The organism is Pseudomonas sp. DF5, assembly GCF_058148225.1.
Map to the genome: position 1 here is coordinate 43264 of NZ_JBYVYM010000013.1, position 14492 is coordinate 57755.

Consider the following 14492-nt stretch of genomic DNA (forward strand, 5'->3'; position numbering starts at 1 on the left):
GTAGGAGCGAGGCTTGTGTGGCAAGCCACCTAAGGCGACGCTGGTCTTTCAGAACTGGCTCTACTCTCGCTCAAGTTGACGTTAACGTAAAGGGTGATTGACAGCCATTCGTCACAGGCTTACGTTAACGTAAAGGTGAGAGCTGAATCACTGCCCTCCCCACCCTACAAAAAAGCCAAAAGGTGCCCCATGAGCTACCCATCCCTGAACTTTGCCCTCGGTGAAACCATCGACATGCTGCGCGATCAGGTTCAGTCCTTCGTCGCCAAAGAGATCGCCCCGCGCGCCGCTCAGATCGACATCGACAACCTGTTCCCGGCCGACCTGTGGCGCAAATTCGGCGACATGGGCCTGCTGGGCATCACCGTGCCGGAAGAGTACGGCGGCGCCGGCCTGGGTTATCTGGCGCACGTGGTTGCCATGGAAGAAATCAGCCGTGGTTCGGCGTCGGTCGCCCTGTCCTACGGCGCGCACTCCAACCTCTGCGTCAACCAGATCAACCGCAACGGCACTCATGAACAGAAAAGCAAATACCTGCCGAAACTGATCAGCGGCGAACACATCGGTGCCCTGGCCATGAGCGAGCCGAACGCCGGTTCCGACGTGGTCTCGATGAAGCTGCGCGCCGACAAACGCGGCGATCACTACGTGCTCAACGGCAGCAAGACCTGGATCACCAACGGTCCTGACGCCAACACCTACGTGATCTACGCCAAGACCGACCTGGAAAAAGGCCCGCACGGCATCACCGCGTTCATCGTCGAGCGTGACTGGAAAGGTTTCAGCCGCAGCAACAAATTCGACAAGCTGGGCATGCGCGGTTCAAACACCTGCGAGCTGTTTTTCGATGACGTCGAAGTGCCGGAAGAAAACATCCTCGGCGTACTCAATGGCGGCGTGAAAGTGCTGATGAGCGGCCTCGACTACGAGCGCGTGGTGCTTTCCGGTGGCCCGACCGGGATCATGCAGGCCTGCATGGACCTGATCGTGCCGTACATCCACGACCGCAAACAGTTCGGCCAGAGCATCGGCGAATTCCAGCTGATCCAGGGCAAAGTCGCCGACATGTACACCCAACTCAATGCCAGCCGCGCTTACCTGTATGCCGTAGCCCAGGCCTGCGAACGTGGCGAAACCACTCGCAAGGACGCTGCCGGGGTGATCCTCTACAGTGCCGAGCGCGCCACGCAAATGGCCCTCGACGCGATCCAGATTCTCGGCGGCAACGGCTACATCAACGAATTCCCGGCCGGTCGTCTGCTGCGTGACGCCAAGCTGTACGAAATCGGCGCCGGCACCAGTGAGATCCGTCGCATGCTGATCGGTCGCGAACTGTTCAACGAAACCCGCTAAACGGAGCTGTCCATGGCTATCCTGCATACCCAGCTCAACCCCCGTTCGGCGGAGTTCGCAGCCAACAGCGCGGCGATGCTCAAACAGGTCGACGCCCTGCACACCCTGCTCGCGCAAGTGCAGCAAGGTGGTGGCCCGAAGGCGCAAGAGCGTCACACCTCGCGGGGTAAATTGCTGCCCCGTGAGCGGATCAATCGCCTGCTCGATCCGGGCTCGCCGTTTCTCGAGATCAGCCAACTGGCGGCCTACGCGGTGTACGGCGAAGACGTTCCCGCCGCAGGCGTGATTGCCGGGATCGGCCGGGTGGAAGGCGTCGAATGCATGATCGTCGCCAACGATGCCACCGTGAAAGGTGGCTCGTACTACCCGCTGACGGTGAAAAAACACCTGCGTGCGCAAACCATCGCCCAGCAGAATCGCCTGCCGTGCATTTATCTGGTGGACTCCGGTGGCGCCAACCTGCCGCGTCAGGATGAAGTGTTCCCGGACCGCGAACACTTCGGGCGGATCTTCTTCAACCAGGCCAACATGAGCGCCATGGGCATTCCGCAAATTGCGGTGGTCATGGGCTCTTGCACCGCCGGGGGCGCCTACGTTCCGGCGATGGCCGACGAGGCGATCATGGTTCGTCAGCAGGCCACGATTTTCCTCGCCGGCCCACCGCTGGTGAAAGCCGCGACCGGCGAAGTGGTCAGCGCCGAAGACCTCGGCGGGGCCGATGTGCACTGCAAGATTTCCGGGGTCGCCGACCACTACGCCGAAAGCGATGAACATGCTCTGGCATTGGCCCGGCGCAGCGTGGCCAACCTCAACTGGCGCAAGCTCGGCGAACTGCAACAACGTACGCCGATCGCGCCGCTGTATAGCAGCGACGAGTTGTATGGTGTGGTTTCGGCCGACGCCAAGCAACCGTTCGATGTGCGCGAAGTGATCTCACGACTGGTGGACGGCTCGGTGTTCGATGAGTTCAAGGCGCTGTTCGGGACGACTTTGGTGTGCGGCTTCGCCCACCTGCACGGCTACCCGATCGCGATCCTCGCCAACAACGGCATCCTCTTCGCCGAGGCCGCACAGAAAGGCGCGCACTTCATCGAACTGGCCTGCCAGCGCGGCATTCCGTTGCTGTTCCTGCAGAACATCACCGGGTTCATGGTCGGCCAGAAATACGAGGCCGGCGGCATCGCCAAGCACGGCGCGAAATTGGTGACCGCCGTGGCCTGTGCCAAAGTGCCGAAATTCACGGTGATTATCGGCGGCAGTTTCGGCGCCGGTAACTACGGCATGTGCGGGCGCGCCTACGATCCACGCTTCCTGTGGATGTGGCCGAATGCGCGAATCGGCGTGATGGGCGCCGAACAGGCGGCGGGTGTGCTGGTGCAGGTCAAGCGTGAGCAAACCGAGCGTAGCGGGCATCGTTTCAGCGCCGAGCAGGAAGCCGAGATCAAGCAACCGATCCTCGATCAGTACGAAGAACAGGGTCACCCCTACTACTCCAGCGCTCGTCTGTGGGACGACGGCGTCATTGACCCGGCGCAGACCCGCGATATCTTGGCCCTGGCCTTGTCGGCGTCGCTGAACGCACCTATCGAACCGAGCCGCTTCGGCGTGTTCCGGATGTGATCCCGTAGGAGCGAGGCTTGCCCGCGAACAGCTATGACGCGGTGCAACAGGAAATCCGCGGCGCATTCTTCGCGGGCAAGCCTCGCTCCTACAACCAGAGTTGTGGAGACGGATGAATATGAGCGACTTCAACACCCTCGAGCTGCAGACCGACCCGCGTGGTTTTGCCACCCTGTGGCTCAGCCGAGAAGAAAAGAACAACGCGTTCAACGCCGAAATGATCCGCGAACTGATTCTCGCGCTGGATAAAGTGTCGAGCGATGCCAGCCTGCGTTTTCTGCTGATCCGTGGGCGCGGCAAGCATTTCAGCGCCGGTGCCGATCTGGCCTGGATGCAGCAATCGGCCGAACTCGATTACCACACCAACCTTGATGACGCCCGGGAACTGGCGGAGTTGATGTACAACCTCGCCAAACTGAAAGTCCCGACGCTGGCCGTGGTGCAAGGCGCGGCGTTTGGCGGCGCGCTGGGCCTGATCAGTTGCTGCGACATGGCGATTGGCGCCGACGACGCGCAGTTCTGCCTGTCGGAAGTGCGCATCGGCCTGGCGCCAGCGGTCATCAGCCCGTTCGTGGTGCAAGCCGTCGGCGAACGCGCGGCGCGGCGTTATGCCTTGACTGCCGAACGTTTCGGCGGGCAACGGGCACGGGAAATCGGCCTGTTGTCGGAGAGCTATCCGATGGCTGAGCTGGAGCAGAAAGTCGATCAGTGGATCGACAATCTGCTGCTCAATAGCCCGGCAGCCATGCGCGCCAGCAAGGATCTGCTGCGCGAAGTCGGCAACGGCGCGCTGACCCCGGCGCTGCGGCGCTACACCGAGAATGCCATCGCCCGAATTCGCGTCAGCCCCGAAGGTCAGGAAGGCCTGCGCGCCTTCCTGCAAAAACGTTCGCCCACCTGGCAAGCCGAAATCACCCTCAAGGAGCCGCGTTGATGAGCGCACCTGTTCTCACCACCCTGCTGGTGGCCAACCGTGGCGAAATCGCCTGCCGGGTGATGCGCACCGCCAAGGCTCTGGGCCTGACCACCGTGGCCGTACACAGCGCCACCGACCGTGACGCCCGGCACAGCCGCGAAGCGGATATCCGCGTCGACCTGGGCGGCAGCAAAGCCGCCGACAGTTACCTGCAAATCGACAAACTGATCGCCGCCGCGAAAGCCAGCGGCGCTCAGGCGATTCATCCCGGTTATGGTTTTCTCTCGGAAAACGCCGGGTTCGCCCGGGCGATCGAGGCGGCTGGCCTGATCTTCCTCGGCCCGCCCGCCTCGGCCATCGACGCCATGGGCAGCAAGTCCGCAGCCAAAGCCTTGATGGAAACCGCCGGTGTGCCGCTGGTGCCCGGTTACCACGGCGAAACCCAGGACCTCGACACCTTCCGCGACGCCTGCGAACGCATCGGTTATCCGGTGCTGCTCAAGGCCACTGCGGGCGGCGGCGGCAAAGGCATGAAAGTGGTCGAGGACGTCAGCCAGCTGGCCGAAGCCCTGGCCTCGGCGCAACGGGAAGCACTGTCCTCGTTCGGCGACTCGCGGATGTTGGTGGAAAAGTACCTGCTCAAGCCACGTCACGTGGAAATCCAGGTGTTCGCCGACCAGCATGGCAACTGTCTGTACCTCAATGAACGTGATTGCTCGATTCAGCGTCGACATCAGAAAGTCGTCGAAGAGGCGCCTGCTCCGGGCCTGAGCCCGGAACTGCGTCGGGCCATGGGTGAAGCCGCCGTGCGTTCGGCTCAAGCGATCGGTTATGTCGGCGCCGGCACCGTGGAGTTTTTGCTGGATGCGCGCGGTGAGTTCTTCTTCATGGAAATGAACACGCGCCTGCAAGTCGAACACCCGGTAACCGAGGCCATTACCGGCCTCGACCTGGTGGCCTGGCAGATTCGTGTAGCCCGTGGCGAAGCGCTGCCGATGACACAGGATCAGGTGCCGCTGATCGGCCATGCGATCGAAGTACGGTTGTATGCCGAAGACCCGGGCAACGATTTTCTGCCGGCCACCGGGCGCCTGGCGTTGTACCGCGAATCCGCCGACGGGCCGGGGCGTCGCGTAGACAGCGGCGTCGAAGAAGGCGATGAGATTTCGCCGTTCTACGACCCGATGCTTGGCAAGCTGATTGCCTGGGGTGAAGACCGTGAACAGGCGCGGCTGCGATTGCTGAGCATGCTCGAGGAGTTTGCCATTGGTGGGCTGAAGACCAACATCAACTTCCTGCATAGGATCATCGGCCACCCGGCGTTTGCCGCCGCCGAACTGGATACCGGGTTCATTCCGCGTTATCAGGAGCAACTGCTGCCAGCACCTTCGCCGCTCAGTGATGAGTTCTGGCAAGCGGCGGCCCAGGCGTTTGCGCAAAGTCAGCCGGCTGTTTTGCGCGCCGATGATCCGAGTTCGCCGTGGGCCTTCAACACTGGTTTGCGTGCCGGGCTGCCGACAGAAATCACCCTGCACTTGAGTTGCGAAGGGCAAGACCGGGCGCAGACCCTGGGCGATGCCGACGCGCACACCGCACGGCTCAAGGGTGAATACCTGCTGACCGAACACAACGGTTTGCGCCGCCAGCACCGGGCCATCCGTCGTGGCGATGCGCTGTATCTGCAATGGGACGGCGAGCTGCGTCGCATCGAGGCGTATGACCCGATCAGCGCCGTCGAAGCCAGCCACAGCCATCAAGGCGGGCTCACCGCACCCATGAACGGCAGCATCGTGCGGGTGTTGGTGGAGGCCGGGCAAACGGTCGAAGCCGGGGCACAGCTGGTGGTGCTGGAAGCGATGAAAATGGAGCACAGCATTCGCGCGCCCCACGCCGGGGTGATCAAGGCGCTGTATTGCCAGGAAGGCGAAATGGTCAGCGAAGGCAGTGCCTTGGTGGAGTTGGAACAAGCGTGAAATGAAGATCGGTCCTACGCGTTGCGAGGACCGATCTGATTAGAATTTGGCAGTCGCCTGAACCACCACGCCGATGATTCGGCATTCTTCGGTGTAAAGGGCTTTCGGATAGGTCGGATTGAGCGGGACCAGGTAACGCTGCCCGCCCTCTTCAATAAGTTTGCGAAAGACCGCCTCGGCGCTGCCGGGCCATTGGGCGATCACCAGTTTGCCAGGCTCCGGCACGATAGCCGGGTCGACCAGAATCAGCATGCCCTCGGCAATGCTCGCACCCGTGGGTGCCGTCATCGCATCGCCGACCACCACCAGCCAGAACGCCGCGCCCTGTGCGTGGTAATCGGACAGCTCGAAACGTGGCTTGCTGACAGCCAGCGAGTTGCCGTAGGTCGATAGCTCTCCGTCGCGCACCTCCCCGGTTTCCCGCCAGTCACTGACCGGGTAGCGGAAGTACGGGTTGTACTTTTGCGTCAGACAGATCTCCTCATCCTCTGAGGGCAGCGGCTCCCTGATCACCATCGCCACTTCCAGATAGTCCATGCCGAGCGCCCGCAAGACACGATTCATCTCTGCGATGCCGGGCTGACGACGTTTATTGAGCCAGTGGCCGACGCCACCCTGGGACATCCCGATGCGCTCGGCGAGTATTTCCTGAGTGACTTTGAGTTCACTCATTTTGGCCTTGACCAATTCAATCCATTTATCCATGTGCGGCACGATACGTGGGGTACTCCGACCATCAAAACACAAATTGTAGTATTAAAACTGAAGACACAAATACAGTACGTACTAAGCTGGGCTCACGGATTTGAATTTCTCACGGAGCTCGCCATCGTCATGACCATCCCCAGCAATACCCTGCCCGACATGCAAATCGACACCAGCCTCACCTCGCCAAAAGGCTCTGCCGCCGCGCAGCGGGCACTGGACTATTACTTGAAACCAGCTGTGTCAGAAGCGGCCAGCGAAGAACGCTTCTTTGATGTGAACCGTAACATCAGCAGCGAAGAGGCGCTGGTCCATGCTTCGGATCTGCTGCGGTGTGCCGTCGCCACCGCGCATGAGTCAGCCAACCAACTGCAGGGCGCAAGCCGGGATCTGGCGTTTTCGACGGTGCACATGATCGACATGGCCAAGGCGATGGTCGACCGGGCCCTGGAGGGCAATCAGAACAATTGAGGCGGGAGCGTATTGGAGGAGGACAAGAAAATTTTTCCAATCGCGCAGGTAGAAACATTTGACTTGCAAATGATAATGATTATTATTGTATCAACTGGTCGCGAGATCAGTCGATAGACCAAGAGACCTTAGGTCGGACTCCTGGACTATCTCCTCATCAGGCTAATCACGGTTTTTGACCCGGCTTTTTGCCGGGTCTTTTTTTTGCCAGTCAGGCTGGCTTTGGCTTCAGGCTAATGAAGTCTGTAGGTGCTGCAAAATTCGATTGGCGCGGATGATATCAAAAGAATATCTACTGCCAAGAGAAGCCCGGCAGCACTGGGCCAAACTAACGAAAAATAGCACTTGAGAATCAATTGCGCAGTCTCTAAGCTGCATCGGCGTCAAGGAGGACGCCCCCCTTTTACACCCCCGTAATTTCCCCCCGGTTTCTCCCCCTCTTGCGTGTAAAGTAGCAGCCATAAAAATCGTATTCAGGAATTGATTATGGCCGGGGCTAAATCTTCTTTCGACATCAGCGCTAACTTCGACAGCGGCAACATTGATGTGCTGGACATCAGCAATCCTCTGCAAGCATTGCTGGCCATCAGGCCAGACACTCGCAGCCAGCATTTCCAGTGGTTCCATTTCAAGGCCAGCGGCCTGCATGTGGGTCAGGAGCATTGGTTTCGTCTGAGCAACGCCAGTAAATCCTCGTACAACAAGGCCTGGGACGGTTATCAGGCGGTGGCGTCCTACGACCACGTCAACTGGTTCCGGGTGCCGACCATCTTCGAAGGCGACTGCCTGCGTTTCAGCCTTGAAGCCACTGCCACCCATGCCTGGTTCGCCTACTTCGAACCCTACAGCCGTGGCCGTCACGACTGGCTGATCGAACAGGCACAGACCAAGGCTGGCACCGAACTGTTGGCCACCGGCAAGAGCGTTGAAGGTCGTGACATCCAGTTGTTGCGCAAAGGGACTGGCGCCGAAGGTCAGCGCAAGGTCTGGATCATCGCCCAGCAACACCCCGGCGAACACATGGCCGAATGGTTCATGGAGGGCGTGATCGAGCGTCTGGAAAAACATGACGACCCGGTACTGAAAAAACTCCTGGCCAGCGCCGACCTGTACCTGGTGCCGAACATGAACCCGGACGGCGCCTTCCACGGTCATTTGCGCACCAATGCCATGGGCCAGGACCTGAATCGCGCCTGGCAGAACGCCAGCCAGGAAATCAGCCCGGAAGTGCTGTTCGTTCAGCAGCAAATGGAAAAATACGGCGTCGACCTGTTCCTCGACATCCATGGCGATGAAGAAATTCCCTACGTGTTCACCGCCGGTTGCGAAGGCAACCCCGGCTATACACCGCGGATCGAAAAACTCGAAGAGCGCTTCCGCAGCCATCTGAAGCACCTGACCAAGGACTTTCAGACCAAACACGGCTACACCCGCGACGAACCGGGCAAAGCCAACATGACCCTGGCCTGCAACAGCGTCGGTCAGAAGTTCGATTGCCTGTCCTTTACCATTGAAATGCCCTTCAAGGACAACAACGACGCGCCGAATGCGCTGACTGGCTGGTCTGGCAAGCGTTCGAAACAGTTGGGCAAGGATGTGCTGACGACCATTGCCGACATGGTCGATGCTCTGCGTTGATTATTTGAGATCAAAAGATCGCAGCGTAGGAGCTGCCGCAGGCTGCGATCTTTTGATCTTTTACTCAACCGGAACCCGCACACAATCCCGGGGCCCCAACAGCCGCCCATCCTCGGCGCGCAATTCCAGCGGCCGCACCGGTCGACCGTTCTCACGATCGACAACCCGCGAATGCGCCTCCCCCGCCTCATAGAAAAACGCCTCGCCCCACTGCCGCAACCCGATGATTAACGGGAACAAGCCTTGGCCCTTCTCCGTCAGCACATACTCCTGATACGCGCTGCCATCCGACGCCGGCACCAGATCGAAAATCCCGTGGGCCACCAATGTGCGCAGGCGTGCCGAAAGAATGTTCTTGGCCATGCCCAGATTGCGCTGGAACTCACCAAAGCGTCGCAGACCATCGAACGCATCGCGCACGATCAATAGCGACCACCAATCCCCAATCGCATCCAGTGAACGGGCGACCGGGCATTCGGCACCTTGCATGCTTGTACGCTTAACCATGACGCGTCCGCCGGCAACCAATGTGGTTGCAATATAAAACCAGACTCTCTACCGTACAACTGGTTTTATATTGCAACCACACAAGGAAGCCTGTGATGAAACCTGACCAGCCGTTAAGCGGCGCCGTGGTGCTGCTGTTTGCCGTCGCCTGCGGCCTGGCCGTCGGCAATGTGTATTACGCACAACCATTGCTCGATGCCATGGCCGAAGCCTTCGCCATGCACCCGGCAACCATCGGTATCGTCATCACCCTCACTCAGATCGGTTACGGCGTGGGCCTATTGCTGCTGGTCCCTCTGGGAGATCTGCTCAACCGTCGCCGATTGATCGTCTTGCAAACCCTGCTGTCGGCGCTGGCCTTGTTGATGATCGCGTTAGCGCCGAGCAGCACCTGGCTGTTGCTCGGCATGGCGCTGACCGGGTTTCTGGCGGTCGTGACGCAAGTCCTGGTGGCCTACGCCGCGACGCTGGCCATCCCGGCGCAACGTGGACGTGTGGTAGGCGTGATCACCAGCGGCATTGTCGTCGGCATTCTATTGGCACGAACGGTGGCCGGCGGCATGGCCGACCTGGCTGGTTGGCGTTCGATTTATCTGCTGTCCGCCGGGTTGACCCTGGTGATGGCGCTGCTGTTGTTTCGTGTGCTGCCCAGGCACGAAGACGCGCGACCGGATAGCGCTTACGGCGCGTTGATCGGCTCAGTCTTCACGTTGTTCAAGGAAGAACCGGTGTTGCGTCAACGGGCCATCCTTGCCCTGCTGACGTTCGCCAGTGCCATGGTGCTGTGGACCCCTTTGGTATTGCCGTTGAGCGCCCCGCCGCTTTCACTGTCCCACACCGAAATCGGACTGTTCGGGCTGGCCGGGGCTGCCGGCGCACTGGCCGCTGCTCGCGCCGGGCATCTGGCCGATCGTGGCCTGGGTCAATGGACCAGCGGACTGTCGTTGTTGCTGATGCTCGCCTCATGGCTGCCCATCGCCCTCACTCAATCCTCGCTGTGGGCGCTGCTGCTCGGGGTGATTACGCTGGATCTGGGTTTGCAGGCCGTCCATGTCACCAGCCAGAGCATGATCTACAGCGTGCGCCCCGAAGCGCAAAGCCGACTCACCGCCGGCTACATGCTGTTCTATTCGATCGGCAGCGCCTTGGGCTCTATCGGTTCGACGGCGATGTATGCCTGGGGCGGCTGGATCGCGGTGTGCTGGCTGGGTGCGGGCATCAGCGCCGTAGCGTTGATCTATTGGTGGCTGACGCTCGCCGCCAAAACACCCAACACCTGTTGCAAGCCCCCTCGCCACAGTTATCGGCAGTCCCCCGACTCACCCACGGTCTCTGCCCCGCAACATGCTGTCCAGCACCTCATCGCGGCGCACCCAACCGTGAAACAACGCCGCCGCCAGGTGCAGCAGCACGGTCAGGAACAGTAGATACGCCAGATATCTATGCGCCTTGCGCAGAAATGCAAACACCTGCGCATTCGCCGGCAGGATCGACGGCAACTGCAACGAGCTACTGAGCATCACCGGATCGCCAGCCGCCGAAATCATCGCCCAACCCAGCAGCGGCAAAATCAGCATCAAGGCGTACAGCAAGACATGCGAGGCCTTCGCTGCCAGCACTTGCCAACCCGGCAGGTCCGCCGGCAGCGGTGGTTGCCGGGTCGAAAAACGCACGGACAGACGCACGACCACCAACAGCAGAATGGCGATGCCTAACGGTTTGTGCAGGTGGATCAGCCACTCATGGCGCTCGGACACCGAGGCCACCATGCCGGCGCCGATGAACAGCATCGCGATAATCATCAGCGCCATCAGCCAATGCAGCAGCCGCGCCAGGGGAGCGAAATGATTCGGTTGAGCGCTCATTGATGAGACTCCTGTTTGGCATTGGGCAACTGATTCACTTCGCTGGTGCGACGCAGGTAGGAATTGGCATAGCCCGCTGAACGAGCGGCGAGCAGCGGGTCGTCAGAACCTTCGATACCACTGGGCAATACCAGTGGGTCGTAGTTGATGTCGCGACACTCGCCATTGAGTTGCGGCTGGGTACTCTCAAGCACCAGAGTGCCAGCGTTCAGCACTTTGCGGTCGCCGGGCCAAGCCTTGCTTGCGTCGTTGACCGGATCCCCAGGGGCCGCCAGGGTGATGTTCAACTGCCAACGCAGCGGTCCGGCGGACAAACGCTGAACCAGATCCTTCTCCAGAAAATCAGCGCCCTCCGGTGCCGTCGCGCCCGCCGCATCCTGAGCAACCGGCGTCATGCTCCAACGCACCGCTTGCCGCTGGCCCGATGCATTCACCAGGTAAAACGCATTGACGCTGTTATACGTCTCGGTCGCATAACTGGCAGAAGGTTTGGCGGTCTTGATCCAGGCTAGAAATGGCGCGGCTTCCGGGTGAGAACCGAAGAATGCCGGCACCGCCGCAGGATTGGGTTTGCCAGTGGTCGGGTCCGGTGACTGCGCTTGCTGCAACTGGTAGAACGCCTCGGGCGTACCGACCGGGAACACCGGCATGCTGTTCATCCCGGTGCGCCACTGCTGACCGTTGGCCTGAGTGAAACGCAACGCCAGGCTGCGGATCGGCACGCTGTTGTCCGGCGCGTAAGGGTTGCCGGCAGGCAGCGCGAAACGCCCGACCACCGGGGTCCGCGCCTCACTGAACACTTGGGCACTGGAATACTCGCGCGCCTGGCCGCTGCTCTCGAAATGCCCGATCACACACACCCCTTTGGCGTGGTTACGACGGAACCCCGGGTGCACGCCGTTGTTTTTCTCCAGCACATTGATCAACGCTTTCGGCGTCAGGCGCTGTGGGTCGAGTGTGCCGTTGACGTAGGCAAAAGCCCCGGCCAGCGCGGCGACCACCACGCCAATGCCGGTCAGGCGCAACGTCAGGCTCGCGGTGTTCAGCGGTGGCCGGTCAGGCCCCGTTGGCGGTGATGAGCGATCTACCATGAATGACTCCAGGGCCATCGGCCACAAGTGAGAAGAATCAAGCAGACGAACCCCACTCGGGTTTATTCCATCGTCCGATGTTTATTTTTTCAGGCGTGGAATAACCTCAAATACCGAGCGTCTTCCTGAACACTCACCACAGCGTAGTGACTAGTCAGAACTTCATGAGCGATATCGACGAACAACTCAGGGACATCATTCCCAGGCTGCGGCGCTTCGCCGTGTCGCTGACGCGCAACCCCAGCAGCGCCGACGACCTGGTGCAGGCAAGCCTGGAGCGAGCGCTGTCGAACTGGAGCGCCAAGCGTCCGGAGGGCGACCTGCGGGCCTGGCTGTTTTCGATTCTTTATCGGCAGTTTCTCGACGCCCACCGCCGTTCCCGGCGGTATGCGCGGATGCTCGAATTCTTTACCGGGCGCGACGATGCGCAGCCTTCGGTAGAACGCACGGTGATTGCCCAATCGACCCTGCAAGCCTTCGATCAACTCAGCACCGAACAGCGCGCATTGCTGCTCTGGGTGTCGGTGGAAGGCTTGAGTTACAAAGAGGTCGCCGAGATTCTCGATGTCCCCACCGGCACCGTGATGTCGCGCCTGTCCCGCGCGCGTCAGGCCTTGCGCCAGCTCAGCGACGGCGAAATCACCCGCCCTTCCCTGCGGAGACTCAAATGATCAGCATGCCTCCCGGCGAACATGACCTGCACGCTTACGTCGATCACCAACTCAGCGATAGCGACCGACATCAGGTGGAAATTTATCTGGCCAGCAATGCCGAGGTAGCCGCGCAAGTGCGCGCCTGGCAGCAGGACGCCCAGCAATTGCGCGCAGCCCTGAGTGGCGCCTTGCAGCAACCAGCCAACCCGGAACTTGACCCGGCGCTGATTCGCCAGCGCCTCAAACGCCAGTCGCGTCGTCATCTGGCCAGCGCCGCGATGTTGTTGATTGCGGTCAGCGTCGGCGGATTGGGCGGTTGGCACGCGCGGGAGATGACTCTGGTCAGCCCCCCACTGCCGATGGCCGATGCGATGCAGGCCTACCGACTGATTGCCCAGCAAGGCATGCTGCCGGCGGATTACCAAGTCAGCGACGATGGCGACATGCAGGGTTGGCTCGACCGCTATTTCAGCCAGGCCCATCGTCTGCCGAACCTGGCGGGGGCAGGCTACAAACCGGTCAGCGGCCGTTTGCTCAGTACCGAACAAGGGCCGGCGGCGATGGTGGTTTACGAAGATCAGGGCGGCCACAAAATCAGCTTTTACGTTCGTCCACCAGGGCCGAAAAACTTCCTCCTGCCCCGCGGCAGCCGCAGCGACGGCGAACTGCAGGCCGAGTATTGGTCAGATGCCGGGTACAACTACGCAATGGTCAGCCCGAGTGACACACCGGCGGCGCAGATGCTCAAGCAGACACTGAAGTTCTGATCCGGGTTGTGGTCACCCCTGCCCAAACACCTGCGAAGGCCTGCGCAACAGCGGGTCGAACGGATTGATCCGCGGTCCGATCAACGCCGCTTCGCGCTTGAGCATTTCCACCACGGTCGGCAAACGATCCGGCCCCAGGCGATCACTGATCGTGGCCACGCTCAACGCCGCCACCGCCCGGCCGTCGCGATCGAGGATCGGCACCGCTACGCCGGCCATGCCCTGCAACACGCCGGTGTTGCGCCCGGCGTACCCGAGCGCGCGCACATTCTCGACTTCCGAGCGCAGGAACACCTCGTCATACAGATGGAAATCCTTGAGCCGCGGCAAGTTGTAACGAATCACTGTTTCACGCTCTTCTTCTGGCAGAAACGCCAGAATCGCCAGGCTGCCCTGCCCCACGCCAAGCGCCACCCGCCCGCCGATGTCACCGGTAAATGTGCGGATCGGAAACGGTCCTTCACTGCGGTCCAGACAGATCGCATCAAAGCCGCTGCGCGCCAGTAAAAACAGCGAATCGCCCAACGATGCCGACAACCGCAGCAACGCCGGCCGCGCCAGTTCGCGCAGGTTGTTGGTATTGCCGGCGCGGGCCGCCAAGGCAAAAAACTCCAGGCTGAGGCGATAGCGTTTGCTGCGGGCGTCCTGTTCGACCATGCCCTCGTCCATCAGGCTGCGCAGCAAGCGGTGGGTAGTCGGTTGCGACAAACCGATGCGCTGCGCCAGTTGCGTCACGCGCTCGCCGCCCTCGACGGTGTCACCCAGGCTGCGCAGCACCGCAAACAGTCTTGAGACCGCACCGACACCGACTTCATTTTTGTTTTCATTCCGATCAGTGGAATCTGACATTTGATTTCTCATCAATAAATTTACTCACTGAATAAAACCGAAAATAGTCATCGCTTCAGTGAAATAGGTTATTGAGCCCATCCT

Annotated in this window: 14 protein-coding genes; 9 read left to right on the forward strand and 5 right to left on the reverse strand. The window is 60.7% G+C overall.

Annotated elements, in window-relative coordinates:
- The first annotated feature begins 189 nt into the window (after positions 1–189).
- From AC30D7_RS13980 to AC30D7_RS13995, 4 genes are all read left to right on the forward strand, one after another.
- Positions 190–1353, forward strand: a complete 1164-nt coding sequence (locus AC30D7_RS13980) for an isovaleryl-CoA dehydrogenase (protein ID WP_007940933.1) — start codon at positions 190–192, stop codon at positions 1351–1353.
- A 12-nt stretch (positions 1354–1365) separates the two neighbouring features.
- Positions 1366–2973 (forward strand): carboxyl transferase domain-containing protein, encoded by a 1608-nt coding sequence (locus AC30D7_RS13985; RefSeq protein ID WP_490134451.1) that lies wholly within the window; start codon positions 1366–1368, stop codon positions 2971–2973.
- Between the two features lie 118 nt (positions 2974–3091).
- Entirely contained in the window at positions 3092–3907 is an 816-nt protein-coding gene (locus AC30D7_RS13990) for a gamma-carboxygeranoyl-CoA hydratase (RefSeq protein ID WP_490134452.1), read from the forward strand.
- Positions 3907–5862 (forward strand): acetyl/propionyl/methylcrotonyl-CoA carboxylase subunit alpha, encoded by a 1956-nt coding sequence (locus tag AC30D7_RS13995; RefSeq protein WP_490134453.1) that lies wholly within the window; start codon positions 3907–3909, stop codon positions 5860–5862. The genes AC30D7_RS13990 and AC30D7_RS13995 overlap by 1 nt, the downstream gene beginning before the upstream one ends.
- A 39-nt stretch (positions 5863–5901) precedes the next feature.
- Here AC30D7_RS13995 and AC30D7_RS14000 read toward each other — a convergent pair whose 3' ends face one another.
- Positions 5902–6567, reverse strand: coding sequence for a LexA family protein (locus AC30D7_RS14000; RefSeq protein WP_258669590.1), 666 nt, complete (start codon positions 6565–6567; stop codon positions 5902–5904).
- Between the two features lie 129 nt (positions 6568–6696).
- On the opposite strand from AC30D7_RS14000, the gene AC30D7_RS14005 reads away from it, so the two are divergent.
- Both AC30D7_RS14005 and AC30D7_RS14010 read left to right on the forward strand, forming a co-directional pair.
- Positions 6697–7038 carry a DUF6124 family protein gene (locus AC30D7_RS14005; protein ID WP_019580038.1) on the forward strand — a complete coding sequence of 114 codons (342 nt, stop codon included), beginning with the start codon at positions 6697–6699 and terminating at the stop codon, positions 7036–7038.
- A gap of 486 nt (positions 7039–7524) precedes the next feature.
- Positions 7525–8676, forward strand: coding sequence for a M14 family metallopeptidase (locus AC30D7_RS14010; protein ID WP_490134454.1), 1152 nt, complete (start codon positions 7525–7527; stop codon positions 8674–8676).
- Positions 8677–8736: 60 nt separating this feature from the next.
- On the opposite strand, the gene AC30D7_RS14015 is transcribed toward AC30D7_RS14010, so the two are convergent.
- Positions 8737–9183, reverse strand: coding sequence for a winged helix-turn-helix transcriptional regulator (locus tag AC30D7_RS14015; RefSeq protein WP_490134455.1), 447 nt, complete (start codon positions 9181–9183; stop codon positions 8737–8739).
- Between the two features lie 95 nt (positions 9184–9278).
- Here AC30D7_RS14015 and AC30D7_RS14020 point away from each other — a divergent pair, with 95 nt between their 5' ends.
- The gene (locus tag AC30D7_RS14020; protein WP_490134456.1) at positions 9279–10610 is read left to right on the forward strand and encodes an MFS transporter; all 1332 of its coding nucleotides are present in this window, start codon (positions 9279–9281) and stop codon (positions 10608–10610) included.
- Here the strand turns inward: AC30D7_RS14020 and AC30D7_RS14025 are convergent.
- Positions 10503–11048 (reverse strand): cytochrome b, encoded by a 546-nt coding sequence (locus AC30D7_RS14025; protein WP_490134457.1) that lies wholly within the window; start codon positions 11046–11048, stop codon positions 10503–10505. The two genes, AC30D7_RS14020 and AC30D7_RS14025, sit on opposite strands and share 108 nt — an antisense overlap.
- Complete coding sequence (locus AC30D7_RS14030; RefSeq protein WP_490134458.1) at positions 11045–12139, reverse strand: catalase family peroxidase; 1095 nt, start codon at positions 12137–12139, stop codon at positions 11045–11047. The genes AC30D7_RS14025 and AC30D7_RS14030 overlap by 4 nt, the downstream gene beginning before the upstream one ends.
- A 164-nt stretch (positions 12140–12303) precedes the next feature.
- Between AC30D7_RS14030 and AC30D7_RS14035 the strand changes: the two genes are divergently transcribed.
- Both AC30D7_RS14035 and AC30D7_RS14040 read left to right on the forward strand, forming a co-directional pair.
- A complete protein-coding gene (locus AC30D7_RS14035) occupies positions 12304–12810 on the forward strand; it encodes an RNA polymerase sigma factor (protein ID WP_490134459.1) in 507 nt (168 codons plus the stop codon).
- Positions 12807–13559, forward strand: coding sequence for an anti-sigma factor family protein (locus tag AC30D7_RS14040; protein WP_490134460.1), 753 nt, complete (start codon positions 12807–12809; stop codon positions 13557–13559). The genes AC30D7_RS14035 and AC30D7_RS14040 overlap by 4 nt, the downstream gene beginning before the upstream one ends.
- 12 nt (positions 13560–13571) lie before the next feature.
- Here the strand turns inward: AC30D7_RS14040 and AC30D7_RS14045 are convergent, their stop codons facing one another.
- Complete coding sequence (locus tag AC30D7_RS14045; RefSeq protein ID WP_349746471.1) at positions 13572–14408, reverse strand: IclR family transcriptional regulator; 837 nt, start codon at positions 14406–14408, stop codon at positions 13572–13574.
- Positions 14409–14492: the final 84 nt, after the last annotated feature.